The organism is Streptomyces shaanxiensis (genome assembly GCF_039537145.1).
Taxonomy (GTDB): Bacteria; Actinomycetota; Actinomycetes; order Streptomycetales; family Streptomycetaceae; genus Streptomyces; species Streptomyces shaanxiensis.
In genome coordinates this window covers 975,176-1,000,428 of the sequence record NZ_BAAAZY010000012.1, presented here as the reverse complement: position 1 = coordinate 1,000,428, position 25,253 = coordinate 975,176, and the positions used below count along the sequence as shown (strand labels likewise).

The following is a 25,253-nucleotide window of genomic DNA, read 5'->3' as shown; positions in this document are numbered from 1 at the left end:
GCCGGGCCTGTGCCTGGGCCCATTACCTCGGGCTGCTCTCACACCCCTGCTCTCACACTCCTGAGTACAGGGCGGACCGGGCGTCGCCCTCGCGCCCCAGAACCTGCTCCGAGGAGAGGTACTGGGCGGTGCCGTTCAGCATGGACGTCTGCGTCATGCCGTCGTCCCGCGCGTCCCGGGCGATCCCGAAGCGAGGGCCCCCAGGACGCCGGCCGTCACCTCCAGGGCCCGCCGGGCGGTCAACGGCGGCCCGGAGTACAGGGATTCACGCAGGGTCGCGCCGTCGACGGGCAGGAGGGTCGGAAGTCTGGGCCGAGGCAGGGCGCGACAGCGCGCAGCCTCAAGAGGCCCAGGAGCACGACCAAGTTAATTGCACGGTGGCGCGCAATTGTGGTTCGGGGTGGAGGACTGTCCGATGAGAGGCTGCTCACTCACACAGCCGTGACGCCTCTTTCGGCGACGACCGACTCGACCACGGCACACGCCTCCTTCTCCGGCACCCCGGCGGCGATGAGCGTGGCGACGGCCACCTGGCTTCCGTCGTCCTCCAGCGCTCCGGAGTTGACCTCTTCGAGCAGGGCGATGGTCATCGACTCGAGGCCGACGGCGAGTACGGCGGGCGGGAGGTGGGTGTGGAAGAGGCCGTCCCGCTGGCCTCGCTCCAGGATGGCGGCGGCCGCGCTGCGGGCCGGTTCGAGGATCTCGGAGACACGTTCCGCGCCCAGGTCGTGCCGGGCCAGAGCGATGAGCATCCGGAAGCTGTCGCCCACGGGCCAGATCGACAGCACGAAGTGCGCGAGGGCGTGACTGGCCGGCTCCGAGGGTCTCGCGCCCGCCGCGACCGCGCCCTTGAGGCTCTCGCCGGCCTCCTCGGCCAGCGCCTCCAGCAGCGCCGCCCGGCCCGGGAAGTGACCGAAGAGGGTGCGCCGTACGACACCGGCGGCCCGGGCCAGCTCCTCCAGGGTGATCTCCGGGTTCCGTCCCAACTCCCGGCGGGCCGTGGCCAGGATGCGGGCACGGTTGGAACGGGAGTTGCGTCGCTGCGGCTCGCGGGCGACGGGCTTGGACACGGAAGGAACCTCGATGGCTCGGGACGGCGTACGGCGGGACCGGCCTCAGCGGTCGGTGCCCTCATTCTGGCATGCGGGTCAGGACACGATCTCTGGCACGCGGGGCACGACGCGATCCGGGCGCCGCCCGTACCGCAGGACACCGGAAGCGGCCTCGCGGCCAGGGCCCGGGCCTCCTCGTAGGGCAGGCCGAACATGCCCAGGGGGCTCACCGCGAGCTGGTCGGCGGCCCGACCGGCGTCCAGGTGCGGCTCAGTCGTCGGGGATGCCGGCACCGCTCAGGGCCGGGACGGTCCGCTCCGGGCGGGCGAGGGAGCGGGCGCCGAGCCGGAACTCGTCGAATTTGTCGACGATGGTCTGGCCTACCGGCTTGTGGCCCCAGATGCTGATGCCCTGGTGGGTGCCGGGCTCCCAGGTGTTCTCGTCGATGACGAGGGGGTTCCAGCCGACTTCCCACTCGAAGCCCGAGGGGGTGCGGGCGTAGTAGGAGAGCTCCTTGTCGTTGGTGTGCCGGCCGACGGACAGGGCCGTCTCGAAGCCGAGTTCGTGGACGCGCTGGGGCCGGGGAAGCGCAGAAGGCGTTCCACGCCGCGCAGGGCCGCCTCCTCGTCGGAGCCCCGCACCACGGGGACGCCGTGGGCGCGGATGCGGGCCTCGATCCGCTCGAAGGAGGCGTGGTCGTCGATGTGCCAGCCGGTGGCGACGACGTCCTCGGCGGGCCGCGCCGGACGAGGAAGCGGCGATTGTGGTCGTCCCAGGCACGTCCTGTTCGGCAGCGACTGGCCCTTCGCCCCCACCATCGCCGGCCAGTACTTCGCCCACGGGCTCGACAGCGGCGTCGACCCCGGCGCGCTCCGGGCGGTCAACCGCACCAACGCCGAGGCGCTCTTCCCCCGCCTGGGCGGAACTCCGGCACCATCGAACACGGTGGGCGGCCGCCCGTCCGGGGCCGGCCGCCTACCCGAAGGCGGAGGGAACCTGGCGCCCCGTCGGTGCGTCCCAGTGGTGGTTCGGCTCCGCGTCGCCCAGCAGTGCCGTCGCCTGGTTCTCGGTGTGCGCGGCGGCTATCTGGGCCTCCGCCACGACGTCGCCGCGTTCGCGCACCAGATCCTCATAGATCGGCAGGTGATCGTTTTCGGCGGGACTACGCGTCACAATGCCGATCCTTCCACTGGTATGTCCGTCAGGCCCTGTTCAGTCGGGCAGCGATTCCATGCCCGACCAACAAATACAACACGGCCGGGAGCCCGTAATTGAGGAGAATTCGCAATCCCTCTGTGTCCATCGTGAAAATGTCCCGTGCCCATCCCGCAAGCCAGTCGGCCGTGCCACGGACGAGTTCCACGAAGGCGTTGCCCTGATTGGCGTCGAGCAGGAACAGCATGATCCACAGGGCGAGCACACCGGCCGCGACGTCGGCGATCGTGCAGATGGTCAGGGCCGCCCTGCGTGCGGCGGCCTGGTTGCGCCGGTCGCGGTCATGGCCTGAGGGCTGGTCGTACGTCTGGTATCCGGAAACCGGGTCGGTGTTCACGAGAAATCCGATCTGACGCGTCACTGGGCCGATGGGTCACCCCAAGGAGCCGAATTCGGCCATTGACTGCGACCCGCTTCTGGCTGGTTCTGCGCCGTACGAACGCGACCGTGTTACACCGCCGCCGGGGACATCCCAAATATGGCGGCCTATTGGGTCACTTGCCGAAATGTTCGCGCGCGTGGGCACATGTGCGGACGCGGGGTCCGGCGGATCAGACCTGCCGACCGGTCGGGAGCATCGCCCAGACCGTCTTGCCCATGGGCTGCCGCCGGGTCCAGCCCCAGTGTTCGGACAGGGCGTCGATGATGCGCAGCCCCCGGCCGTGCTCGTCGAGGGGGTCGCTCGCGTGCGGGTACACGGGCGGGCTGTCGCAGGGGTCGGTGACGGCGCAGACCAGATGGGCGGGGCGGCGGAGGCTGAGCCGCAGCCAGATCTCCGCCTCGCCGCAGGCCGGGGAGTGGACCGAGGAACGGGCCGAGGTGCGAACCGCTGAGTGCGATACGCCGTGCAGTACGGCGTTGGCGGCGAGTTCGGTGACCACCATGAGGGCGTCGGCGCTGCAGTGGTCGAGCGCCCATTCGCCGAGGGTGCGACGGACGAAGTCGCGGGCCCTGCCGCAGTCCTGTTCGGCGCCGGTGAGGCGCAGGGCGACCGCGCGGGGCGGTGTGTGCGGGGTTTCGGGCCTGCTGGGACGGTGCCGGTCCGGAGCGTCGGAGCGCGCTTCCGGCGAGACGGTCAACCCCTCGCGTGACGCGGCGCTACCGGGCAGTCGAAGCCCTTCGTACGCAGGTAAGGACACAACGTCTCCCTGATACACGGTCAGGACGAGGCGGCTGAGCAGCAGTTGACGCCAAGGACTATTATCCACGCCGACGGCGCCTCCGTGCAATTTCACGGGAAATTGCGCGAGCGGTGCCGACGCAGAGCACGTGGTGCGGTCCTGGCCCGCCGAGGCCGCGGGGGCGTACGCGTGGCGGAACGTGAGCAAGGAGAGTGCAGTGCCAACAGCACCGAACGGCGTACGGGCAAGCTCGTTGGGCGTCCGCTGGATCAAGAGCCGGCACAGCAATGCCGAGGGCAACTGCGTCGAGGTGGCCTCCCTGAGCGACGGCAGCATCGCGATGCGCAACTCCCGCCATCCCGACGGGCCCGCCCTCGTCTACACGCCCGCCGAGATCTCCGCCTTTCTGGCGGGCGCGAAGGAGGGAGAGTTCGACCACCTGGTCTGACCGGTCCTCCCGGACCCCGGCACGGGGTCAAAAGCCCGTAGGGAAGCGGAAGTTGACTCCCCCATTTCCTGCGGTTCCGGCGACACGAGGCGGCGGGATGCGATAATGCGGTCTGTCGTATGCCGGTCTACGGGGAGTCAGGATGTCCGTCGAGTCACCTCGCATCTCCCGCCTCGAACCGTATCTGGCCCGCACCGAGCCCGCGCCGACCCTGCTGAAGATGCTGGTCGGCGTCCAGCTGGCGGGTATTCGCGAGGACACCGGTCTCTCCCAGGACCAGGCGGCGCGTGCCGCCGGGTTCAGCCCGGCGAAGCTGTCGCGCATCGAGGCGGGCAAGGGCCGCCGCCCGCCCACGGAGGGCGACGTCCGCGCACTCCTGAAGCTGTACGGGTCCGAGGACTACGAGGCTTCGGTACTGCTGCAGTTGCTGCGACGCGCCGGTGAGCCGGGCTGGTGGCAGCGCTATGACAAACGGCTGATGCCGGAGTGGTTCGACCGGCTGGTCGGGCTGCAGGAGGCCGCGACGGCCATCCGTACCTTTGAACTCCAGTACGTTCCCGGCCTGCTGCAGACCGAGGCCTACACCCGGGCCGTGGTGGAGCGCGGGCTGCCCTCGGCGCCGGCCCGTGAGGTGCAGCGGCGCGTGGAGCTGCGGATGCGCCGACGGGAGCTGCTGCAGCGCGCCGAGGCTCCCAGGCTGTGGGCGATCGTCGACGAGTCGGTGCTGCTGCGGGTGCTGGGCAGCCGCGAGGTGATGCGCGAGCAGCTCGAGTACCTGGAGGAGATGGCCCGGCTCCCCCATGTGACCGTGCAGATCGTTCCGCTGGACGTGACCAACGCCTCCGCGCCCGCCATTCCCGTCACGTATCTGCGCTTCGGCGGCGTCGATCTGCCCGACATCGTCTATCTGGAGCACATCAAGAGCGCCGCGTTCCTGGAGGACCAGGACGAGACGGAGGAGTACCGGATCGCCCTGGACCGGCTGGGCGACGAGGCCCTCAACCCGCGCGAGTCGCTGGAACGGCTGCGCGAGACGAAGGCCCGTTACTCCCCGGCGACCTGAACCTTCCTACGGGAGCCGGCCCACGCCGCCGAACTCGATCCACTCCTGGGTGAGCTGGCGCGGCGCCACCTCGGTGTCCGGGCGCCAGGTGGAGACCTCCACCAGGCCGGGTTCGAGGATCTCCAGACCCTCGAAGAACTCCGCGACGTCCTTCTCCTGGCGCACCCGGCCCCAGTGTCCCTGCGTGGCCTGGTCCATGAAGTCGGTGACGAACTTGCGGACCTCGGGGTCCTCGCTGACCAGCTGGCACATCACCATGTAGCTGCCGGGCGCGAGCCGTTCGCGGACCCGGCGGACCACCGCGAGCGGGCCGTCGGTGTCGCTGTCGGGGATGCAGTGGAACACCGAGTTGAACAGCACGGCCACCGGCTGCGAGAAGTCGATCAGGCGCTCGGTGTCCGCGTGGGCGAAGATGGCGTCGGTCTCGCGCATGTCGGCGTGGATGACGGCGGTGTTGTCGTTCTGGTCGAGCAGGGCGCGGCCGTGGACCAGGACCATCGGGTCGTTGTCGACGTACACCACGCGCGAGGACGGGTCGACGGACTGCGCGACCTGGTGGACGTTGTTCTGGGTGGGCAGGCCGGAGCCGTGGTCCAGGAACTGCCGGATGCCGTAGTCCTCGGCCAGGGTCCTGACCACCCGCTGGAGGAAGCGCCGGTTGTTCAGGGCGAGGGCTCGGGTGCTGGGGACGACCTTGTCCAACTGCTCGCAGGCGGCTCGGTCGGAGGCGTAGTTGTCCTTGCCGCCGAGGTAGTAGTCGTACATGCGCGCGGCGGTCGGAACCGTGGCATCGATCGACGTGGACAGCTGCTTTCCAGGCTCCATCGTTCCCCCAGGGGCAGGCCGGCCGAGGAGATCACCTCACCGACAACACATCCTAGGGAAACGGCAGTTGGTGGGGCCAGTCCATCGGTCAATCAGCGGACCGTTCCACGGACCGACCACAATGGGGGACATGACGACCCAGGACATACGAACCCGGTGGTTCAGGGGTGTGAGTGAGCCCGGCGCGAAGGTCCGGCTGGTGTGCTTCCCGCACGCGGGCGGAGCGGCGGTCTCCTTCCGCGACTGGGCGACGCTGACGCCACCGGAGATCGAGGTCGTCTCCGTGCAGTACCCGGGCCGCCAGGACCGCCTGGGCGATCCGTGTCCGACCACGATGGAGGAGCTGGCGGACGCGATCACGACGGCCCTGCTCCACGAGCCGTCCGACGGCCTGCCGTTGGCGCTCTTCGGCCACAGCATGGGTTCGTCGGTGGCCTACGAGGTGGCCCGCCGGCTGCAGGACGTGCCCGGCCGCACCCTCACCCGCCTGATCGTGTCGGGCCGGCCCAGGCCCCGCCTCCCGCAGGAGCTGGCACCCCGCCCGGCCCCGACCGACTCCGAGATCCTGGACTACGTCCGCCGGCTGGACCCCGAGGGCGCGGCCCTCTACGACCACCCCGAGCTGCGGCCCGTGATCATGCCGGCCCTGCGCGCGGACTTCAGGATCCTCGCGGCGTACCGCCCGGCCCACCTGCACCGGCTGGGAATTCCCGTCACGGCCTGCGGGGGCGACCGCGACCCCATGTGCCCGGTCGAGACGCTCTCGTCCTGGTCGGACGTCACGACGGAGGGCCTGGACGTCCGGGCGTTCCCGGGGAACCACTTCTATCTCAACCCGCGCAAGGAGGAGTTGCTCGCCTTCCTGACGTCACGGCTGGTGTGACACGTGAGGCCGGGCACGTCGAACGGACGTGCAAGTGACGTGAAGACTGGGCATGTTTCCCTTTCAACGACATCAGAGGGGACATGCAGAGATGAGCGAGTCCGCCGCGTCCGCGCCCCGCAAGGTCGTCGTCACCGGTCTGGGGGCGATCACACCACTCGGGGCCGGGTTCCGGGAGTTGTGGCAGGGGCTGCTCGACGGGCGGCACGGAATACGGGAGTTGACGGGCGAGGAGTTCGCCGGGCTGCCGGTGCGGGTCGCGGGGGTCGTACCCGTGGATCCCGCCCAGCTGCTGCCCCGGCCGGTGGCGCGGCGGATGAACCGGGCGGCGCAGCTGGGGGTGCTGGCGGCTCGGGAGGCGTGGGCCGATGCCGGGTTCGCCGAGGGCGGTACGCGGGAGAGCGGGGTCGATCCGGCGCGGGTGGGGGTGAGCCTGGGGGCCATCCTCGGGGACGCGTCCGTGCTGGTGGGCGGGGACCGGAGGTTACGGGAGAAGGGGCCGCGCGCGGTCTCGCCGCTCACCACCCCCATGACCGCGCCCTCCCAGGCCGCCTCCCAGGTCTCGCTCGATCTGCACATCACCGGAGAGGCCCGGACCGTGACGAGCGCGTGCGCGTCGGGGACCGAGGCGATAGGGCAGGCGATCGACCGCATACGGTACGGGCGCGTCGACGTCGCACTGGCGGGCGGCGCCGAAGCGGTCGTCACACCGGCGATCATGGCGTCCTTCGCGGCGATGCGGGCGCTGGCCGACGGGGACCTCGCCGACGGTTCGCCCTCCCGGCCGTTCGCCAAGGACCGGGGCGGGTTCGTCAACGGCGAGGGTGCCGGGATCCTCGTACTGGAGGCCGAGGAGCATGCCCGGGCCCGTGGGGCGCGGATCTACTGCGAGGCCGCGGGGTGGGGCCTGTCCGCCGACGCCCATCACATGGCCGCCTCCGATCCGTCCGGCAACGGCGTCGCCCTCGCCCTGCGACGGGCCCTGCGGGACGCCGGGAGCCAGGTCGACGACGTCGTGCACGTGAACGCGCACGCCACGGCCACGATCGAGGGCGACCTCGCGGAGGCGGGCGCGCTGCGGGCGGTGCTCGGCCGACGGTCCGTCCCGGTCACCGCGCTCAAGGGCCACCTGGGGCATCTGCAGGGCGCGGCGGGCGGGGTCGAGGCGGTCGCCGCCGCGCTGAGCCTGCATCACGGGGTGGTGCCACCGACCGTGGGGTGCGGGGAGGTCGACGACGCGATCGGCCTGGATGTGGTGAGGGGGGCGCCTCGGGCGCTGCCCGCGGACGGGGACCTGGTGCTCAGCAACTCGTTCGAGTTCGGGGGGCACAACGCGGTGCTGGCGTTGCGGCGGGTGCGAGGGCAACAGCGCTAGGACGACGGGTTCGACCAGGTGCGCGGTCACGCCGTGCGCTTGCGGGACGTCGCCTTCTTGGCCGGGGTCTTCTTCGCGGTGCTCTTGGCCGTGCTCTTGGCCGTGCTCTTGGCCGTGCTCTTCGCTGTCGTCTTCTTCGCTCCCTGGGCCGTCTTCGAGGTCGACTTCTTGGCCGAGGCCGCCGTCTTCTTCGCCGCCGCCTTCTTCGTCGCCGTCGACTTCTTGCCCGCTGCCTGCTTCGGCGCGGCCCTGGCCGACTTGCGCTGGGGCAGGCGTTTGACCTGGGCCTCCGCCTTGGCCGGCTCCTCGCCGCGCGACTCCTTGGCCGCCCGCACGCTGTTCTCCAGGGCCGCCATCAGGTCGAGGACCTTGCCGCCCGACGCCGGTTCGGGGGCCTCGGGCGGGGCCTCGCCGGCGGCCTTCGCGGCGACGACCTCCTCCACTGCCTCGCGGTACTCGTCGTGCAGTTCGGTGAGGTCGATCTCGCCGAGGGTGTCCATCAGGGCGTCCGCGAGGTCCAGTTCCTTGTCGTTCACCGTGACCTTCGTGTCCGGCGCGACCCCCTCGGGCTCCCGCACCTCGTCCGGCCACAGCAGCCCGTGCATGGCGATGGCGTCGCCGACCACCCGCAGCATGCCGAGCCGCTCCCGACCCCGCAGCGCGAACTTCGCGATCGCCACCTTCTGGCTGCGCTTCAGCGCCTCCCGCAGCAACGTGTACGGCTTCGCCGCCGGCGCCCCGCCCACCGCGAGGTAGTACGCGCTGTCCATGTGCAGCGGGTCGATCCGGTCGGCCGGCACGAAGGCCACGATCTCGATCGTCTTCGCGGTCGGGAGCGGGAGGTGGGCGAGGTCCTCGTCCGTGATCGGGATGATTGTGCCGTCCGCGTCCTCGTACCCCTTGCCGATCTCCGCCTGGCCGACCTCGCGGTCGTCCAGCTCGCAGACCTTGCGGTAGCGGATGCGGCCGCCGTCCTCCAGGTGGATCTGGCGGAAGGAGATCGAGTGGCTCTCGGTCGCGTTCACCACCTTGATCGGGATGCTGACCAGGCCGAACGAGATGGCGCCGTTCCATATCGATCGCACGTGCAGCACCCTTTCCGTCGTTCCGCGCAGTTCACCTTCGCGTAGTTCGCACGGACATTCACTACTATTTCTGGAATTCTCATCGTATGACGCCGATCACGGAGGTGGAGGGGCGACGGCTCGCGCTCAGCAACCTGGAGAAGGTGCTGTATCCGGCGACCGGCTTCACCAAGGGCGAGGTGCTGCACTACTACGCCACCACCGCCGACGTCCTGCTGCCGCATCTGCGGGACCGGCCGGTGTCCTTCCTCCGCTATCCCGACGGCCCGGACGGCCAGGTGTTCTTCACCAAGAACGTCCCGCCGGGCACCCCTGAGTGGGTCACCACCGAGGAGGTGCCCCGTGTCGAGGGTCCGGCGCGCATGGTGTTCGTGCAGGACCTCGCGAGCCTGATGTGGGCCGCCAACCTCGTCACCGAGTTCCATACGCCCCAGTGGGTGATCGACGCGCCCGGCGAGGCCGACCGCCTGGTCTTCGACCTCGACCCCGGCTCACCCGCGACCGTGGTCGAGTGCTGCGAGGCCGCCCTCTGGCTGCGCGAGCGGCTGGCCGCCGACGGCATCGAGGCGTACGCCAAGACCTCCGGCTCGAAGGGCCTGCATCTCACCGCGGCCATCCGGTCGGCCTCCTCCCAGCAGGCCACCGACTACGCCAAGGAACTCGCCGTGGAGGCCGAGAAGGCCCTGCCCCGGCTCGTGATCCACCGGATGACGAAGAGCCTGCGCCCCGGAAAGGTCTTCGTCGACTGGAGCCAGAACGCCGCCCGCAAGACGACAGCCACGCCGTACACCCTGCGGGCCCGCCCCGAGCCGACGGTGTCCGCACCGGTGACCTGGCAGGAGGTACAGGACTGCCGCTCCCCCGCGGCCCTGACCTTCCTGGCCCCGGACCTGGCCCCACGGCTACAGGACTACGGCGACCTGCTGGCCCCGCTGCTGGACGGGGGGCGGGCGGGGCGGCTGCCCTGACTCCGCGACGCGGTCGGTCACCTCCCAACGCCGGTCGGCGTCATTCAGCCCGCCCGACGTCCGAGAACAAGCTTCGGCGCCGGCCCAGGTAATTCAGCCCGTCCGGCGTTTGAGGACGAGGCCCCTTCAGGGCCGAAGCGGGGGTCTGGGGGCCGCAGGCCCCCAGGGACGGTCACCCCGGCCGACCAGCAGCGTTCAGCCGGCGGCAGCCCACACCCGCCGGTCCCGAGCCATCGCATGCAGCGCCTCCACATCCGCCGGTTTCAGCACCCCGCCCAGCCGGCCCAGCCCCTCCACCTCCCTCTCCCGGAGAACCCGAACCTCACGCAGCGGCCCGGGGATCGCCACACCCGAGGGGCCGACCAGGACGAGGACCGGGTGGACCTCGGCGGTCAGGGCGTAAGAGGCACGGTCGGCATCGGCACGGACGCGGCGCAGCAGGGGATACGGTTCGCGGCGACCGAGGGAGACCATCGGGTCGGAAATCGTCACCTTCTGCTTACGGGCGTACAGGGCGTGCAGCGCGAAGAGTCCGCCGGGCCCGATCACCAGGTGGTGGATGCGGTCACCGCCGGGCAGCGCGATGGAGTGCAGCGCGTGCCAGCCGGCGCCGTCGAGCCGGTCCAGGGCCTCGCCGACCGCCTGCTCCGCCGTCAGCGCGCGCCGGCGCGGGTCGGGACGCCGCAGCCGGTGCGTGGGGCCGGGATCCCGGTCGAGGTCCACCAGGAGCGCCTCGCCGGGACGGTTCGGCGCCAGGTCGTCGTCCGGGTGGAGGGTCAGCCGGGCCAGCTCGGCCGGGGTGGGGACCGGCGGCGGGCCCACCGTCACCGGGCCGGTGACGAACGGGCCGAGCACCTCCAGCACATCCTCTCTGCGGTCCTCGCTGAGCAGGTTGATCCGGGCCGCCTCACGGTCGTACCAGGCGATGTTCCGCCCGTCCCGGAGGCAGACGTAGAGCCGTTCCTGGCCGTGTCGCCAGGTCGGTATGACGCGCAGTCCGCTCATGCACCATCACCCCACTGACCATGGGAACAGGCGGGGTGCTGCGCGGGCAAGAACCCGGTTACCTTTGAGAGGAGTTGGGCAGACCCCCCGGGAGGGGTGGTTGGGGAGGCGCCGTTGCGTACCCGCAGGAAGCAACCCGACGTTCCGGCTCCGGACAGTCCGTGGAGCGAGATCGTGCCCGGCCTGTGGATGGGCGGGCACGAGTTCCGGGGGCGTTCGGGACAACTGGAGTTCGCCGTCGTCCAGGACGAGTTCGATCTCGTACAGACTCTCCTACGGCTGCCCGGGCACGGACCCGATCCCGGCGTCGAGCACCATGTGTGGCCGATTCCCGACGGGCCGCTGGACGGCACCCAGCTCGCGGGGGTGATACGGCTGGCCGAGGCGGCGTGCGAGGCGCTGGACGAGGGCCGCAGGGTCCTCGTCCGCTGTTATCACGGCTACAACCGCTCCGGTCTGGTCGTGGCCCACGCCCTGATCCGCCGGAACCACTCCGTCGAGCGGGCGATCCGGCTGATACGCTCCCGCCGCTCTCCGTGGGCGCTGCACAACGAGCTGTTCGTCGAGTACCTCCGGGCCGGTCTGTCGACCGCCCGCCTCCTGGAGGAACTCGCCGAGTAGCCGTTTCGCCCGTCCGCCCACCGGGTGCGCAAAAAGGACTTCCGTACGAATAGGGTGTACGGGCCGACAACCGTCCCAGCCCCAGGAGAACCGTGCCCCGCAGCCGCCCCACGCGCGTCGCCGCGCTCAGTGCCCTTGTCGCACTGCTGCTGGCTGCCGCCACGGCCTGCGGTGACGCCGGGGGACTCCAGGGCGCGGGCCCGACCGAGACCGCGGTGAGCCCGGACAAGCTGTGGCCGGAGCTGACGCCGGCGTCCAGGCCGGCCTATGAGATCGGCGAGGTGAACCGGGAGGTCGTGAAGGGCGTCACCGTCCCCGGGGACGACATCCTCGACGTGGACCCGGTGGCGGTCATCCGCAAGGAGATCGCTCAGAGCCCGGGGGACTACGAGGGCGACGACGCGACGTACGCCCGGACCGGCCGTCTGATGGCCGAGTGCGACAAGGGAGCCGGGCGCGGGAGGTGCCCGGTGCTCCAGCCCTACTACCGGGACCTCACCGGCGACGGGCACCCCGAGCTGACCCTGGGCTTCCGGCTGATGCCCGGCAGGACGACCGCGGTGCGCGTCTACACCGTCGAGAAGCACCGGCTCGTGAAGGTGATGGGGTGGGACGACGCCATCAGCGGGGTCGAGCTGGCCGGACGGTCGGTGATCATCCGCTCGCCGTCCGAGGTCGCCGGGTACGAGTACCGGCTGCAGTGGACCTGGGACGCCGACCAGAAGGCGATGCTGCTCACCAACGACGAGATGCTGCGCACCGACCGGCGCAAGAAGGCGCCGCACCCCTCGTCGTCGCACCGCTCCCCGTCGCCCTCCCCCTCGTCCTCCGTGTCGCCCTCGCGTTCCGCCGCCGCGCCCTCGGCGAGTACTCCATGAGGCTCGCGCTGCCCCAGTGGGCGGGCACGCTCGCCGTGAAGGCGGCCGTCTTCATCACGGTGATGTGCTGTGCGCTCGCCGCGCTGCTCGGCATCCTCGTGCACGTCTCGGTGACGAACCAGACCGTCGGCCAGGCCCGCGACCGCGCGCTGTCCCGGCTGGCGGACGCGACGGCGGCGTTCGAGGCCGGGGACACCGCCGGGCACGGCGTCGCCCTCGATCCGCCGGGGCTGCCCGAGGAGCTGCGGGCGCTGGCGGTGGCCGGGGAGCGCGGCACGATGGTCGCCGAGCACCGGGGGCGGCCCACGATGTGGGCGGCGGGGCCGGTCGACAGCGAGCGGGTGCTCGCGGTCGAGATCGACTACTCGCAGCAGGCCCGCACCATCGACGGGCTGGACCGGGCGATCCTGTGGTCGTCGGGGCTGGCGATCGGGGCGACGCTGCTGGTGGGCGCGTTCGCGGTGACGCGGGTGACGCGCCGGCTGCATGCCACGGCCCAGGTGGCCCGGCGGATCAGCGGCGGTGATCTGGACGCGCGGGTCGACGATCCCCGCACGAAGGATCCGACCAGGCCGCCGGACGAGGTGGCCGCGGTGGCCGCGGCGCTGGACTCCATGGCGTCGTCGCTGCAGAGCAAGCTGCTGTCCGAGCAGCGGTTCACGGCGGACGTGGCGCATGAGCTGCGGACGCCGCTGACGGGGCTGCACGCGGCGGCCGAGCTGCTGCCGCCGGGGCGGCCGACGGAGTTGGTGCGGGACCGGGTGGCCGCGCTGCGGACGCTCACCGAGGATCTGCTGGAGATCTCGCGGCTGGACACCGGGCGGGAGCGGGTGGAGCTGGACACCGAGCCGCTCGCCGCGCTGGCCGAGCGGGTGGCGCGGGGTTCCTCCGGAGGGGACACGGAGGTCGTTGTCGTGCGGGACGTCGTGGTGGAGACCGATCGGCGGCGGCTGGAGCGGGTGCTGGGGAACCTGGTGGCGAACGCGCACAAACACGGGCGTGGGCCGGTGGTTCTGACGGTGGACGGGCCCGTGGTGACTGTGCGGGATCACGGTGAGGGGTATCCGGGGTATCTCGTCGCGCACGGTCCGCAGCGGTTTCGTACGGAGGGTGGGTCCAAGGGGCACGGGCTGGGGCTGACCATCGCGTTGGGGCAGGCGGAGGTGTTGGGGGCGCGGCTTTCGTTCTCCAATGCGGCTGACGGTGGGGCCGTGGCCACGCTGACGCTGCGCTAGTTGGACCGGGACGCGAGAGCTCGCTACGACCGGTTGTTCGTCGGCCGCGGGCCGTGGGGGCTTGTCGCGCAGTTCCCCGCGTCCCTTCGGGGCGCTTCTCCTATGGCCCATCAGGACGCGCGAGCACCCTTCACCACTCCTAATGTGGCGTTCAGTCAGGTTCGCCCCCCTCCTATGGAGGTCCCCATGGCCCTGCGCTCGCGCCTCGCCATATCCATAGCCGCCGGCGCTCTCGCTGCCGCGGCCTTCACCACGCCTGCTGTCGCCAGTGATGAGTGGGAGTCGGACGACCCGGGTCAGTCCCAAGGGGACGGGGGCGGCGACCAGGGTGGAGGGGACGGTGGAGGGGACTGGGGCGGGGACCAGGGCGGAGGAGATGGAGGCGGGGACCAGGGCGGAGGCGACTGGGGCAACGACGACGGCGGCAATGACCGCGGGTTCACCAGGGGGCGTGTCACCGCGAACCGCCTACTGCTGCGCAGTGCTCCCCACCGGGGCAGCCGGGTGATCCGGGTCGTCCACCGGGGGGACGTCGTCAGGATCTTCTGCAAGACGTCGGGCCAGCGGGTCGACGGCAATCCCCTCTGGTATCTGCTCGCGGACGGCACCTGGACCTGGGGATCGGGCCGGTTCATCGACACCATCGGGGCCGCGCCGCGCTGGTGCTGAGCCATTAGGTACACAAGACGGACTATTTGGGTAAGTTCCGGACATGACCAAGGCCGGAACCACCCTGGTGGCAGCGGACGCGCCCGCCCCCGCCGTGCCTCTCCCCCGGCGTCGTGGCATCGAACTGGCCCTCATCGTCGTGGCCGTCCTGCTCTCCGTGTACGGCTACTGCGCGGTCGGCCTCGCCCGGGAGGGCACCGTCCCACCCGGCGCCGCCGGCTACGGCGCCGGGCTCGGCGTGCTGGCGTTGGTCGCGCATCTGGCGGTGCGGCTGCGCGCCCCCTGCGCCGACCCGCTGCTGCTGCCGATCGGCGTGCTGCTGAACGGCCTCGGCCTGGTCCTGATCTACCGGCTCGACCTGGAGACGCCGGACGATCTGGCGGCACCGACCCAACTCGTGTGGTCCACGCTGGGGGTGGCGCTGTTCATCGTGGTCGTCCTCATGCTGCGCGACCATCGCGTGCTCCAGCGCTACGCCTACGTGTGTGTCGTCGCCGCCCTCGTGCTGCTCACCCTGCCGATCTTCTTCCCGTCCGTGAACGGCGCCCGCATCTGGATCCGGATCGCCGGATTCTCCATCCAGCCCGGCGAGTTCGCGAAGGTGCTGCTCGCGGTGTTCTTCGCGGCGTATCTGGCCGCCAACCGCAGTGCGCTGGCGTACACGGGCCGTCGGGTCCTGGGGGTCGAGCGGCTGCAGCTGCCGACCGGGCGCGTCCTGGGGCCGATCGTCGCCATCTGGCTGCTGAGCGTGGGTGTGCTGGTCCTCGAACGGGATCTGGGCACCTCGCTGTTGTTCTTCGGCCTGTTCGTGGTCCTGCTGTACGCCGCGACCGGGCGCACCGGCTGGATCGCCGTCGGCATGCTGCTCGCGGCGCTCGGCGCGGTGGCCGTCGGGCAGTTGGAGCCGCATGTGCACAGCAGGGTCGAGGACTGGCAGCACCCGTTCGCCTCGATCGAGGCGGGCGAGGGCCCCAACCAGCTGTCCCAGTCGCTGTTCGCCTTCGCTGCGGGCGGCCTGCTCGGCACGGGGCTGGGCCTCGGCCACTCGATCCTGATCGGCTTCGCGGCCAAGTCGGACTTCATCCTGGCGACGGCCGGGGAGGAGCTGGGCCTGGCGGGCCTGTCCGCGATCTTCCTGCTCTACGGCCTGCTGGTGGAGCGCGGCTATCGCGCGGGCCTCGCCCTGCGCGACCCCTTCGGCCGGCTGCTCGCGGTGGGGCTGGCCTCGATCGTGGCGCTTCAGGTGTTCGTGATCGCGGGCGGGGTGACCGGCCTGATCCCGCTGACCGGCATGGCGATGCCGTTCCTGGCACAGGGCGGCTCGTCGGTGGTCACCAACTGGGCGATCGTGGCGCTGCTGATCCGGCTGAGCGACAAGGCGCGCAGCCGGCTCGGCGTGCCCAAGAGCGAGGAGGCCACGGTGGAGACAGGGCACGGCCGGCGTGCGGAGGCTGCCCGATGACCCGGCACATCCGGCACGCCGCCTTCTTCTGCGCCCTGCTGCTGGCCGCGCTGCTCGTGAACGCCGCCCGCATCCAGGTCTTCGAGGCGCCGTCCTACGACGACAACATCGCCAACCGCCGCACCACCATCTCCCGGTACGGGCAGCCGCGCGGCGACATCCTGGTCGGCGGCGAACCGGTCACCGGATCCCAGGACACCGGCGAACACCTCCGCTACGAGCGGACGTACACGAACGGCCCGATGTACGCCCCCGTCACCGGCTTCGCCTCGCAGGTGTACGGCACGACCTTCCTGGAGCACTCCGAGGACGGCGTCCTGTCGGGCACGAACCCGCTGCTGTCGCCGTTCCCGTTGTGGAAGGGCACCGTCCGCGACCGCAACCCCGGCGGCGACGTCGTCACCACCCTGCACCCGGGCGCGCAGGAGGCGGCGTACGAGGGGCTGGCCGGTCGCAAGGGCGCGGTCGCCGCCGTGGAGCCGGCCACCGGGCGGATCCTGGCCCTCGTGTCCGCCCCGTCGTACGACCCGTCCGTGCTGTCCGGGAACGGCTCGGCGGTCCCCCGGTCCTGGAAGTCGCTGAACCGCGATCCGGACCGGCCGATGCTCAACCGGGCGGTGCGCAAGACCTATCCGCCGGGTTCGACCTTCAAGGTGGTGACGGCTGCGGCGGCCCTGGACGCGGGGGTGGTCGAGGACCTGGACAAACGGACGGACTCCCCGGATCCGTACCGCCTGCCGGGCACCAGGACGCGGCTGACGAACGCCTCCAAGGGCTGCGCGGACGTCTCGCTGCGGAACGCGTTCGAGTGGTCGTGCAACACGGTGTTCGCCAAGCTGGGGGTCAAGGTCGGGGTGGAGCGGATGGCGGCGACGGCGCAGGCCTTCGGTTTCAACGAGCCGGACCTGAGGATCCCGTTCTCGGTCTCCGAGAGCACCTTCGACTCCAAGGTGGACAGGGCACAGCTCGCCCTGTCGTCGATCGGCCAGTACAACACGCGGGCCACCCCGCTGCAGATGGCGATGGTCGCGGCGGCGGTGGCGAACGGCGGCAAGGTGCGGTCGCCGTATCTGGTGGAGCGCACGACGCGGGCGAGCGGTGCCACGGTGTCGACCGCCGGGTCGAGCCCCGCCCGGGAGGCGATGCGCCCGTCGACCGCCGTGCTGCTGAAGGAACTGATGGTGGACGTGGTGCGCGAGGGCACCGGCAGCAACGCCTGGATCCCCGGCGCGACGGTCGGCGGCAAGACCGGCACGGCCCAGCACGGCCTCGGCAACTCCGGGACGCCGTACGCCTGGTTCGTCTCCTGGGCGCAGGGCGACCGCGACCTGGAGCCCAAGGTCGCGGTGGCCGTGGTGGTGGAGGACGCGGACGCGGACCGGGGCGAGATCAGCGGCGGCGGGGACGCGGCGCCGATCGCGCGGGCGGTGATGGAGGCGGTGCTGAAGTCACCCTCGGGCCACGGCCGCTGAAGTTACCCTCGGACAACGGCCGTTGACGTCGGCTCCTGGATCAGAGCGGCCGGCAGGGCGACGTACGCCGTGACGCCCGCGCCCTGGGTGGGGCGGAGCTCGATGTGGGCGCCGAGGCGGGCGGCGAGGGCGCCGACGACGTGGTGTCCGAGGAACCTGGTCGGGGCGGTGTGCAGGGCGGCGCCCTTGCCGGACAGCACGGCGTTGGACTCGGCCATGCGCTCCGGCGTCATCCCGATCCCCCGGTCCACGACGGCCAGGCAGTACTCGGTGCCGTCCCGCCAGCCGTAGACCTCCACGGGCTGCTTGGGCGGGCTGAACATCAGCGCGTTCTCCACCAACTCGGCGAGGAGGTGGGACAGTTCGGCGACGCAGTGGCCCCGGACCCCGCACTGCTGGATGTCGACGGCGGCGACTCGGCGGTACTGCTCGACCTCCGACACGGCCGACCGCACCACGTCGGCGACGGCGACCGTGCCCTTCCAGGACCGGGCCGGCGACTCCTCACCGGCGAGTACCAACAGCGACTCGGCGTTGCGGCGCATCCGGGTGGCCAGGTGGTCGAGTTCGAAGAGCTCGGCGAGGGCGTCCGGGTCGAGCTCCTGGCTCTCCAGGGTGGTGATCAGGCCGAGCTGCCGGTTGAGCAGGCTCTGGTTGCGGCGGCCGAGGCTGGCCAGGGACTCGGTGCTGGTGCGGCGCAGGACGGCCTGCTCGGCGGCGAGTCCGACGGCGGTGTCCTCGACGTTGCGCAGGGCGGCGGCCAGGCGGATGATCTCCCGGGCGCCACCGGCCGGTCGAGGCCGCTCGGACTCCGACGGGGGCGGGCTGTCGGGGTCGGCCTCCTGGATCCGCCGGACGGCCTCGGGCAGCCGGTTCCCGGCGACGGCGTCCGCCTCGTCGGCGAGGGCGCCGAGCGGCCGGGTGATGGAGCGGGCCGAGAACACGGCGAGGGCGACGGCCACACCGAGGATCAGCACCCCGAGGGCGAGGAACCCGCCGAGCTGACGGGTGGCGGCGGACCCGGCCTCGTCGGCACGCGCGCGGACGTCGTCCCCCACCGCCCTCTGCACACCGTGCAGATCGTCGACGAGGGTCGTCATGTCGGCCCACCAGCGGCCGGGGGCAACCGCCAGGGCGGATCCGTCGGCACCCCGCTCGGCCCGCGCCTCGTATCCGGCGACCCGGCGCGCGGCGGCCGTACCGAAGGCATCGTCCAGCGCGGACTCCTCGTCTCCCCCGGCGAGTTGCCGGAACTGCCCCAGCGCGGCCACCCGGGTGGCCCGGACCTCCGTGAAGTCCAGGTACTCCCCGGCACGGAACCGCCCGGCCGCGAACACCCCGTTGAGGGAACCGCGTTCGAGCGCGACGGCCTCCGTGGCCCGGGCGAGGGCCTGGAGCGCCTGCACCCCTTGGGCGATACGCCGGTCACCGTCCGGGGCACCCGCCGACTCGGCGTCGATGAGGACGGTGACGGCCTTGGTGTACGTCCGCAGGGTGGCGGCGCGGTCGGCGGTGCCGGCGTCGACGTCCTCGCGGGTCGCGGTGAGCGTGGCGAGGGGAACATCGGCGGCGCGCAGGGCGGAGAGCGCGGCATCGGGCAGCGCACCGCTCTCCTCGTCGACGGCGGCATGCAGCGCGTCCCGCGCCTCGTCGGTACGGCCGCGCTGCGCGACGACATCGTCGCGGTACCCCTCCTCACCCCCCAACAGCCCGTTGGTCAGGCCGCGTTCCCGCTGCACCTCGCGGACGAGTTCCTGCGCCCGCAGCAGCACCCCGACATGTGCCTCGGTCTCCCGGGCGGCGGACCAGTCGGCGGCCCGGTCGGCGACGCCGAGCCCGGTGAGGGCGAGCAGCAGGCAGGTCGGGACGGCCAGCACGATGGCCATACGGCCACGGATCGAGCTCCAGCCGGGAAGGGCGGCCGGGCGGCGGGCGGTCGAGCGGAGGGTGGTCAGTACATTCCCCGTCATGCCCCGTGAGGCTACGGGCGGGCCGGTCAGGGCACGGTTTCCCGCCCGTAAGACAACCGTAGACAGGTACTCACCCCCGCACGGCCGCGCCTGTGAAAGAGGGACATGTGCCCACGTACTGAGACGCCCTCTGGGGCTTCTCTCCCGCCCGACCTATCGTTCGGTCCATGACGACATCTGCCAACCCGGAAGCCGCCTACGAACTCGCCCAGGTCAACATCGCCCGCCTCAAGGCCCCTTTGGATTCCCCGCAGTTGAAGGACTTCGTCGACAACCTCGACCCCGTGAACGCCGACGCCGACGCCGCTGACGGCTTCGTCTGGCGACTGAAGGGCGACTCGGGAGACGCCACGGACGTGAGCGTCTTCGGCGACGAGTGGCTGATCATCAATCTGACGATGTGGCGGGACACGAACGCCCTGACCGCGTACATGTACCAGGGCCGCCACCGCGAGATGCTGGCCCGCCGCCGCGAGTGGTTCGAGCGCGTGCAGGAGGCGATGACGGCCCTGTGGTGGGTGCCGGCGGGCCACCGCCCGACGGTCGCGGAGGCCGAGTCCCGCCTGCTCCACCTGCGCACGAACGGCCCGACCCCCTACGCCTTCACCCTGCGCACGTCCTTCCCGCCGCAGGGCGCGGAGCCGGTGCTGGGGAACGTGCCGGAGGGGCTGGGCTGCGAGGTCTAGCTCCGAGAGGGCGTCCCGCACCACTGCGCGCCCGTGGACCGGGAGGTTTTCCCCCGGTCCACGGGCGTACGGGTCAGAGGTCTCCGATGTACCAGCCGCGCGCCGCGGTCCAGCACAGTTCGTTCAGTAGGCCGTCGGTCCCCCGGAAGACGACGCGCTGGGCGTCACCGACGACGTACCCCTGAGGGTCGCCGGCCGCCGCGATGCCCTGCGCCACCGCGTCCAGACCACCACGCTGCCAGCCCGTAGCCGCGGACCACCACAGCTCGTGGACACGACCGTCCGTCCCCCGGTAGACCACGTGCTGCGTGTCCCCCAGCACATAACCGAACGGATCGCCCGCCGCCGGAACCGCCTGCGCCACCACCGACGTACCACCCACACGCCACCCCGTGGCCGCCGACCACCACAACTCATGGATACGGCCGTCCGTCCCCCGGAAGACCACGTGCTGACTGTCCCCCAGGACGTAACCCTGCGGATCGCCGGCCGCCGCGAGGCCCTGCGCCACCGCGTCCAGACCACCACGCTGCCAGCCGGTCAGCGCCGACCACCACAGCTCGTGGACACGACCGTCGGTCCCCCGGTAGACCACGTGCTGCGTGTCCCCCAGCACATAACCGAACGGGTCACCCGCCGCCGGAACCGCCTGCGCCACCGCCGACGTACCACCCACACGCCACCCCGTGGCCGCCGACCACCACAACTCATGGATACGGCCGTCCGTCCCCCGGAAGACCACGTGCTGACTGTCCCCGAGGACATAGCCGTGCGGGTCGCCCGCCGCCGGGAGGCCCTGTGCGGCTGCGTCCAGGCCGGGCGTGCGCCAGCCGCCGCTCGCCGGAGACCACCACAGCTCGCGGATACGGCCGTCCGTGCCCCGGAACACCACGTGCTGGCTGTCGCCGAGGAGGTACGCGGCCGGGTTGCCCGACGCCGGGATGCCGAGCGCCGTCGCGCCCAGGTCTCCGACGCGCCAGCCGCCGGTCGCCGGGGACCACCACAGCTCGCGCAGGAGGTTGTCCGCGCCGCGGTAGAAGACGTGCCGGTCGGTGCCGCGGGCGTAGGCGGCGGGACCGCCGGCCGCGGGGACAGCGGCGTGCACGGCCGCCTGGGCGTCGGCCAGGCCCCAGCCGGTGGCCAGGTCGAAGCCGGGGTGCGCGGCGTGGCCGCCCGTCGAGCGGTTGGACGTGCCGGTCGTGATGTCCTTGGCGGTGCGCGTCAGGGCGTTGCGCATCCCGCGCAGGTTCAGGTTGGGCTGGGTCTGGCGGATCAGCGCGCAGATGCCGGCGATCTGCGGCGCCGCCGCCGAGGTGCCGCTGAACGCCGCCCAGCCGTCGTCCGGGGCGGTCTCGTCACCGTTCGGGAAGGCCACCCCGTTGCCCAGGTCCTGGTCGATCTCGCAGCCGGCCTGGACCGGCAGCATGATGTACGCGGCGCGCGGCCGCAGCCCGACCAGTCCGCTGACGTCGGGGACGTTGCGGCCGGGGTAGACGCGGCTGGCGAAGCCGCTGGCGTAGTCGGAGGCGCGGGCGTTGCCCACCTGGTCGATGTACACACCGCCGGCGGCGATGACGTCGGGGTGCTGGGCGGGGAAGCCCCACTGCCCGTTGCCCGCCGAGAACACCACGATGATGCCGTTCGCCGTGGCGAGCGCGACCGAGGCGGCCAGGGCTCGCTGGATGGCGCTCAACGGGCGGTCCGGGACGTCGTATCCCCAGCTGTTGCTGATGATCTGCGGGGCCGGGGTGCGGGCCACGGCGGTGTTGAACGCGCCGAGGATGTTGACGAAGTTCGCCTTGACCATCGAGAAGTCGATCCCGGGGGCCAGAGCGAACGCATTGGCGGATTCCCCGGTTCCGTGGCCGTTTTCGTCGTCGGCCGGGTTGTTCGCACCCGGGCCTAGCACGACCGTACCGTTGAGATTCCGTGCGGTGAAATACGGGTGCCGGAACCAGCCGCTGTCCACCATGGTCAGCCGGATTCCATTTCCCTTGATTCCATTCTGGTGCGCCCGGTTCGCGCCCAGCAGTGCCGCCACCTGGTCCGGCACCTCCAGATGCCAGTAATTCACCTTCGGCGGAGTGGCGTTCTGGAAGGTGTACACCGGCTCCTCGATGGCCACGCCCTCCAGGACGTCGCCGGCCGGCGTGCCGTCGGTCGAGATCAGTCCGGGCAGGTCGGTGTCCGGCGAGTCGATGAAGGTGGCGGTCGCCTCCTGCGCACCCGGCTTGAGGACCCGGCGTTCCTCCGTGATCAGCCGGGTGCCGAAGTACTCCTGGTAAAGCGCGGGCGGACCTGCGATGTTGAGGGTCTGCGGGGACCGCTGCAGGACGCGGAAGCCGGCCCTGGTCAGCCGCTCCTCGGCGGCCGCCACGACCTGGTCCTCGGACGTGTAGTCCGCCGCCTGACCGACGGTGACGTCGTCCGCCTCGAACAGCGAGGTCCCGCCGACGGAACGCGGCGACGCCTGGGCGAACAGAATTTCGGGCAGCCTTGAATCGACCTCATCGGGCATTTTCTCCCCCAACTCCGATGAACGTTCCGACGAAGCCGCCGAGAAACTCTTCGGCGGACAGCCTTCATCTATAGGGGAAACCACACCCGTTGGACATACTCATTTAGACGTATGCCCTCATGATTCTCGACCGTTGGACGAACCGTGACCCAGAATTCCCTGAACCCTCTTTCGTCCCATGTGCTGCTCGTTCCGCAGAAACCCGTCGAGCAGGTTCTCGCCTACTTCACGGACCATGGATTCGACGTGGGCGAGGTGATCGCCTCGGGTTTCGCGCTGACCGGTCCCCGGGCCGTGTACCTGGAGACTTTCGGGACGGCCCCGGACACGACACAGTCGGACGAACTGCCGCTGGAGCGGCTGCCGCGCGAGATCGCGGACGGCATCGAGGCGGTGGCCGTCCTCTCGCCGCCCGACTTCGGCCCGACGTCCTACTGAGAGCCGCCCGCCTCGATCGCCTCCGCCACCTCCGTGACCCGCTCCCTCTCCTCCACCGCGAACCGCTCGGCGTCCAACCGCTCGGCGATCTCCTCGTCCTGGGCCATCAGCAGGTCCAGATTGGAGTCGCCCATCTCGAACACGCCCATGTCGACATAGGCCTGCTGCAGGCGCTTCCCCCACAGCCCGATGTCCTTGACGCAGGGGACGATGCGGGAGAACAGCAACCGGCGGAACAGGGCGAGGAATTCGGACTGCTCGCTGTACTCCTCGGCCTCGGCGGCCGGGATGCCGAAGTTCTTCAGCACCTCCACGCCCCGCAGCCGGTCGCGCATCAGATAGCAGCCCTCGATCACGAACTCCTCCCGCTCACGGAGCTCGGCGTCACTCAGCTGCTGGTAGTAGTCCCGCAGCGCCATCCGCCCGAAGGCCACGTGCCGGGCCTCGTCCTGCATCACATACGCCAGGATCTGCTTGGGCAGCGGCTTGTCGGTGGTGTCCCGGATCATGCCGAACGCGGCCAGCGCGAGCCCCTCGATCAGCACCTGCATACCGAGGTAGGGCATGTCCCACCGGCTGTCCCGCAGCGTGTCGCCCAACAAGGCCTGCAGATTGTCGTTGATCGGGTACAGCATCCCGATCTTCTCGTGCAGGAAGCGCCCGTAGATCTCGGCGTGCCGGGCCTCGTCCATCACCTGGGTCGCCGAGTAGAACTTGGCGTCCATGTCCGGCACCGACTCCACGATCCGCGCGGCGCAGACCATCGCCCCCTGCTCGCCGTGCAGGAACTGGCTGAACTGCCAGGAAGCGTAGTGCTTGCGCAGCTCCCCCTTGTCCTTCTCGGTCAGCTTGGCCCAGTACTTGGTGCCGTACAGGGACATGGACTCATCAGGCGTACCCAGAGGGTCGGACGGATCGACCTCGATCCCCCAGTCGATGCGCTTCTGCCCGTCCCACTGCTTGTCCTTGCCCTTCTGGTACAGGGCCAGCAGCCGGTCGCGGCCGTCGTCGTACTCCCAGCCGAAACGTGCCGAGCCGGTCGCCGGCACCTGCCAGAGAGGGTCTCCCGGATCCGTGGCGTACAGGTCGTAAGTCGGCATGCTCCGCAGGCTCACACGTAGTAGACGCGGGGTCAACAACTCTTGCGCAAGGGATTGACGACCTTGCTGACAGGCAGTCTCATAAGCACATGACGACGCTGACGGACGCCGATGCGCTCGCGGGCCTCCGCGACGCGCTCGGCCTGCTCAAGGACCGGGAGCAGGTGGCCCAGCGGCTGCTCGACTCCTCCGCCAAGCACTCCTTCGACCCGGACAAGGAACTGGACTGGGACGCGCCCTTCGAGGAGGGCAAGTGGTTCTGGCCCCCGGAACTGCTCTCGCTCTACGACACCCCGCTCTGGAAGCGCATGAGCGAGGAACAGCGCCTCCTGCTCTCCCAGCACGAGGCCGCAGCGCTCGCCTCCCTGGGCATATGGTTCGAGATCATCCTCATGCAGCTCCTGGTCCGCCACATCTACGACAAGGCGGCAACGAGCGCACACGTCCGCTACGCCCTCACCGAGATAGAGGACGAGTGCCGCCACTCCAAGATGTTCGCCCGCCTGATCTCCCACGGCGACACACCCTGGTACCCCGTGAGCCGCGCACACCAGCACCTGGGCCGCCTCTTCAAGACGATCTCCACCACCCCCGGCTCCTTCACCGCCACCCTCCTCGGCGAGGAGGTCCTCGACTGGATGCAGCGCCTGACGTTCCCCGACGAGCGGGTACAGCCCCTCATCCGCGGCGTCACCCGCATCCACGTGGTCGAGGAGGCCCGCCACGTCCGCTACGCCCGCGAGGAACTGCGCCGCCAGATGGTGACGGCCCCGAAGTGGTCCCAGGAGTTCACCCGCGTCACCTCCGGCGAGTTCGCCCGCGTGTTCTCGGTCGCTTTCGTCAACCCCGACGTCTACACGAACGTAGGCCTGGACAAGCGCGAGGCCCTGGCCCAGGTGAAGGCCAGCGCCCACCGCCGCGAGGTCATGCAGACGGGAGCGAAAAGGCTGACGGACTTCCTGGACGACATCGGCGTACTGCGCGGAGTGGGCCGCCGCCTGTGGAAGTCATCCGGCCTCCTGGCATAAGGCGGGGTGCACCCCCGCGGCGCGGCACCCGCGCACGGCGGCAAGGGGACGCGTCGGGGGGTGTCCGCCCGCAGTGGCCGGCGTCAACACGCAGCACCTCCCGGCCTAAGTCCAACCGCCGGTCCGAGGACGGACA

The 25,253-nt window shown here is 71.0% G+C and carries 23 protein-coding genes and 2 pseudogenes; 14 read left to right on the top strand and 11 right to left on the bottom strand.

Going from position 1 to position 25,253, the window contains the following annotated elements; translation table 11 throughout:
- Nucleotides 1-431: 431 nt before the first annotated feature.
- From ABD932_RS27570 to ABD932_RS27550, 5 genes and pseudogenes are all read right to left on the bottom strand, one after another.
- On the bottom strand, nucleotides 432-1,070 hold the full coding sequence (locus tag ABD932_RS27570) for a TetR family transcriptional regulator (protein ID WP_345016329.1): 639 nt from the start codon (nucleotides 1,068-1,070) through the stop codon (nucleotides 432-434).
- Between the two features lie 252 nt (nucleotides 1,071-1,322).
- Nucleotides 1,323-1,824, bottom strand: a pseudogene (locus tag ABD932_RS27565) (VOC family protein); the annotation flags it as partial.
- Between the two features lie 203 nt (nucleotides 1,825-2,027).
- Nucleotides 2,028-2,225, bottom strand: coding sequence for a hypothetical protein (locus tag ABD932_RS27560; RefSeq protein ID WP_345016327.1), 198 nt, complete (start codon nucleotides 2,223-2,225; stop codon nucleotides 2,028-2,030).
- Nucleotides 2,226-2,253: 28 nt separating this feature from the next.
- Nucleotides 2,254-2,628 carry a hypothetical protein gene (locus tag ABD932_RS27555; protein WP_345016325.1) on the bottom strand — a complete coding sequence of 125 codons (375 nt, stop codon included), beginning with the start codon at nucleotides 2,626-2,628 and terminating at the stop codon, nucleotides 2,254-2,256.
- Nucleotides 2,629-2,818: 190 nt separating this feature from the next.
- Nucleotides 2,819-3,346: an ATP-binding protein gene (locus ABD932_RS27550; RefSeq protein ID WP_345016323.1), complete on the bottom strand. Its 528-nt coding sequence runs from the start codon at nucleotides 3,344-3,346 to the stop codon at nucleotides 2,819-2,821.
- Nucleotides 3,347-3,605: 259 nt separating this feature from the next.
- Between ABD932_RS27550 and ABD932_RS27545 the strand changes: the two genes are divergently transcribed.
- Together ABD932_RS27545 and ABD932_RS27540 are read left to right on the top strand one after the other, a co-directional pair.
- Nucleotides 3,606-3,836, top strand: coding sequence for a DUF397 domain-containing protein (locus ABD932_RS27545; RefSeq protein ID WP_345016322.1), 231 nt, complete (start codon nucleotides 3,606-3,608; stop codon nucleotides 3,834-3,836).
- Between the two features lie 142 nt (nucleotides 3,837-3,978).
- Complete coding sequence (locus ABD932_RS27540) at nucleotides 3,979-4,899, top strand: helix-turn-helix domain-containing protein (RefSeq protein WP_345016321.1); 921 nt, start codon at nucleotides 3,979-3,981, stop codon at nucleotides 4,897-4,899.
- Between the two features lie 6 nt (nucleotides 4,900-4,905).
- On the opposite strand, the gene ABD932_RS27535 is transcribed toward ABD932_RS27540, so the two are convergent.
- On the bottom strand, nucleotides 4,906-5,724 hold the full coding sequence (locus ABD932_RS27535) for an SAM-dependent methyltransferase (protein ID WP_345016319.1): 819 nt from the start codon (nucleotides 5,722-5,724) through the stop codon (nucleotides 4,906-4,908).
- A 130-nt stretch (nucleotides 5,725-5,854) separates the two neighbouring features.
- Between ABD932_RS27535 and ABD932_RS27530 the strand changes: the two genes are divergently transcribed.
- Together ABD932_RS27530 and ABD932_RS27525 are read left to right on the top strand one after the other, a co-directional pair.
- The gene (locus ABD932_RS27530) at nucleotides 5,855-6,607 is read left to right on the top strand and encodes a thioesterase II family protein (protein ID WP_345016317.1); all 753 of its coding nucleotides are present in this window, start codon (nucleotides 5,855-5,857) and stop codon (nucleotides 6,605-6,607) included.
- 109 nt (nucleotides 6,608-6,716) lie between these two features.
- Nucleotides 6,717-7,982 (top strand): annotated as a pseudogene (locus ABD932_RS27525) (beta-ketoacyl-[acyl-carrier-protein] synthase family protein); the annotation flags it as partial.
- Nucleotides 7,983-8,008: 26 nt separating this feature from the next.
- On the opposite strand, the gene ku reads toward ABD932_RS27525, so the two are convergent.
- A complete protein-coding gene (gene ku, locus ABD932_RS27520) occupies nucleotides 8,009-9,067 on the bottom strand; it encodes a non-homologous end joining protein Ku (RefSeq protein ID WP_486389370.1) in 1,059 nt (352 codons plus the stop codon).
- Nucleotides 9,068-9,153: 86 nt separating this feature from the next.
- Here ku and ligD point away from each other — a divergent pair, with 86 nt between their 5' ends.
- Entirely contained in the window at nucleotides 9,154-10,035 is an 882-nt protein-coding gene (gene ligD / locus ABD932_RS27515; RefSeq protein ID WP_345016313.1) for a non-homologous end-joining DNA ligase, read from the top strand.
- A gap of 195 nt (nucleotides 10,036-10,230) precedes the next feature.
- On the opposite strand, the gene ABD932_RS27510 is transcribed toward ligD, so the two are convergent.
- Complete coding sequence (locus ABD932_RS27510) at nucleotides 10,231-11,040, bottom strand: nuclease-related domain-containing protein (RefSeq protein WP_345016311.1); 810 nt, start codon at nucleotides 11,038-11,040, stop codon at nucleotides 10,231-10,233.
- Between the two features lie 114 nt (nucleotides 11,041-11,154).
- On the opposite strand from ABD932_RS27510, the gene ABD932_RS27505 reads away from it, so the two are divergent.
- The 6 genes from ABD932_RS27505 to ABD932_RS27480 all read left to right on the top strand — a co-directional run bounded on the left by ABD932_RS27505 (nucleotide 11,155) and on the right by ABD932_RS27480 (nucleotide 17,377).
- Entirely contained in the window at nucleotides 11,155-11,661 is a 507-nt protein-coding gene (locus ABD932_RS27505; RefSeq protein WP_345016309.1) for a protein-tyrosine phosphatase family protein, read from the top strand.
- A 92-nt stretch (nucleotides 11,662-11,753) separates the two neighbouring features.
- Nucleotides 11,754-12,539 carry a hypothetical protein gene (locus ABD932_RS27500; RefSeq protein WP_345016307.1) on the top strand — a complete coding sequence of 262 codons (786 nt, stop codon included), beginning with the start codon at nucleotides 11,754-11,756 and terminating at the stop codon, nucleotides 12,537-12,539.
- Nucleotides 12,536-13,774: an ATP-binding protein gene (locus ABD932_RS27495; RefSeq protein ID WP_345016305.1), complete on the top strand. Its 1,239-nt coding sequence runs from the start codon at nucleotides 12,536-12,538 to the stop codon at nucleotides 13,772-13,774. The genes ABD932_RS27500 and ABD932_RS27495 overlap by 4 nt, the downstream gene beginning before the upstream one ends.
- 186 nt (nucleotides 13,775-13,960) lie before the next feature.
- Complete coding sequence (locus tag ABD932_RS27490; RefSeq protein ID WP_345016303.1) at nucleotides 13,961-14,443, top strand: SH3 domain-containing protein; 483 nt, start codon at nucleotides 13,961-13,963, stop codon at nucleotides 14,441-14,443.
- A 43-nt stretch (nucleotides 14,444-14,486) separates the two neighbouring features.
- Nucleotides 14,487-15,905: an FtsW/RodA/SpoVE family cell cycle protein gene (locus ABD932_RS27485; protein WP_345016300.1), complete on the top strand. Its 1,419-nt coding sequence runs from the start codon at nucleotides 14,487-14,489 to the stop codon at nucleotides 15,903-15,905.
- Complete coding sequence (locus ABD932_RS27480) at nucleotides 15,902-17,377, top strand: penicillin-binding transpeptidase domain-containing protein (RefSeq protein ID WP_345016298.1); 1,476 nt, start codon at nucleotides 15,902-15,904, stop codon at nucleotides 17,375-17,377. The genes ABD932_RS27485 and ABD932_RS27480 overlap by 4 nt, the downstream gene beginning before the upstream one ends.
- Nucleotides 17,378-17,379: 2 nt before the next feature.
- Here the strand turns inward: ABD932_RS27480 and ABD932_RS27475 are convergent, their stop codons facing one another.
- Nucleotides 17,380-19,347, bottom strand: coding sequence for a sensor histidine kinase (locus ABD932_RS27475; RefSeq protein ID WP_345016296.1), 1,968 nt, complete (start codon nucleotides 19,345-19,347; stop codon nucleotides 17,380-17,382).
- Nucleotides 19,348-19,514: 167 nt separating this feature from the next.
- On the opposite strand from ABD932_RS27475, the gene ABD932_RS27470 reads away from it, so the two are divergent.
- Complete coding sequence (locus tag ABD932_RS27470; RefSeq protein WP_345016294.1) at nucleotides 19,515-20,033, top strand: DUF3291 domain-containing protein; 519 nt, start codon at nucleotides 19,515-19,517, stop codon at nucleotides 20,031-20,033.
- Between the two features lie 73 nt (nucleotides 20,034-20,106).
- Here ABD932_RS27470 and ABD932_RS27465 read toward each other — a convergent pair whose 3' ends face one another.
- Complete coding sequence (locus ABD932_RS27465; protein ID WP_345016292.1) at nucleotides 20,107-22,551, bottom strand: S8 family serine peptidase; 2,445 nt, start codon at nucleotides 22,549-22,551, stop codon at nucleotides 20,107-20,109.
- Between the two features lie 144 nt (nucleotides 22,552-22,695).
- Between ABD932_RS27465 and ABD932_RS27460 the strand changes: the two genes are divergently transcribed.
- Nucleotides 22,696-22,989, top strand: a complete 294-nt coding sequence (locus ABD932_RS27460; protein WP_345016290.1) for a hypothetical protein — start codon at nucleotides 22,696-22,698, stop codon at nucleotides 22,987-22,989.
- On the opposite strand, the gene ABD932_RS27455 is transcribed toward ABD932_RS27460, so the two are convergent.
- Nucleotides 22,983-24,089, bottom strand: coding sequence for a ferritin-like domain-containing protein (locus ABD932_RS27455; protein WP_345016288.1), 1,107 nt, complete (start codon nucleotides 24,087-24,089; stop codon nucleotides 22,983-22,985). The two genes, ABD932_RS27460 and ABD932_RS27455, sit on opposite strands and share 7 nt — an antisense overlap.
- Nucleotides 24,090-24,178: 89 nt before the next feature.
- On the opposite strand from ABD932_RS27455, the gene ABD932_RS27450 reads away from it, so the two are divergent.
- Nucleotides 24,179-25,117 carry an AurF N-oxygenase family protein gene (locus ABD932_RS27450; protein WP_345016286.1) on the top strand — a complete coding sequence of 313 codons (939 nt, stop codon included), beginning with the start codon at nucleotides 24,179-24,181 and terminating at the stop codon, nucleotides 25,115-25,117.
- Nucleotides 25,118-25,253: the final 136 nt, after the last annotated feature.

Excerpts from the sequence above, each read along its gene's own strand:
- ABD932_RS27510 (WP_345016311.1), bottom strand. The coding sequence starts at position 11,040 with ATGAGCGGACTGCGCGTCATACCGACCTGGCGACACGGCCAGGAACGG.
- ABD932_RS27450 (WP_345016286.1), top strand. The coding sequence starts at position 24,179 with ATGACGACGCTGACGGACGCCGATGCGCTCGCGGGCCTCCGCGACGCG.
- ABD932_RS27455 (WP_345016288.1), bottom strand. The coding sequence starts at position 24,089 with ATGCCGACTTACGACCTGTACGCCACGGATCCGGGAGACCCTCTCTGG.
- ligD (WP_345016313.1), top strand. The coding sequence starts at position 9,154 with ATGACGCCGATCACGGAGGTGGAGGGGCGACGGCTCGCGCTCAGCAAC.
- ABD932_RS27475 (WP_345016296.1), bottom strand. The coding sequence starts at position 19,347 with ATGACGGGGAATGTACTGACCACCCTCCGCTCGACCGCCCGCCGCCCG.
- ABD932_RS27485 (WP_345016300.1), top strand. The coding sequence starts at position 14,487 with ATGACCAAGGCCGGAACCACCCTGGTGGCAGCGGACGCGCCCGCCCCC.
- ABD932_RS27490 (WP_345016303.1), top strand. The coding sequence starts at position 13,961 with ATGGCCCTGCGCTCGCGCCTCGCCATATCCATAGCCGCCGGCGCTCTC.
- ABD932_RS27465 (WP_345016292.1), bottom strand. The coding sequence starts at position 22,551 with ATGCCCGATGAGGTCGATTCAAGGCTGCCCGAAATTCTGTTCGCCCAG.
- ABD932_RS27530 (WP_345016317.1), top strand. The coding sequence starts at position 5,855 with ATGACGACCCAGGACATACGAACCCGGTGGTTCAGGGGTGTGAGTGAG.
- ABD932_RS27470 (WP_345016294.1), top strand. The coding sequence starts at position 19,515 with ATGACGACATCTGCCAACCCGGAAGCCGCCTACGAACTCGCCCAGGTC.
- ABD932_RS27480 (WP_345016298.1), top strand. The coding sequence starts at position 15,902 with ATGACCCGGCACATCCGGCACGCCGCCTTCTTCTGCGCCCTGCTGCTG.
- ABD932_RS27540 (WP_345016321.1), top strand. The coding sequence starts at position 3,979 with ATGTCCGTCGAGTCACCTCGCATCTCCCGCCTCGAACCGTATCTGGCC.
- ABD932_RS27535 (WP_345016319.1), bottom strand. The coding sequence starts at position 5,724 with ATGGAGCCTGGAAAGCAGCTGTCCACGTCGATCGATGCCACGGTTCCG.
- ABD932_RS27495 (WP_345016305.1), top strand. The coding sequence starts at position 12,536 with ATGAGGCTCGCGCTGCCCCAGTGGGCGGGCACGCTCGCCGTGAAGGCG.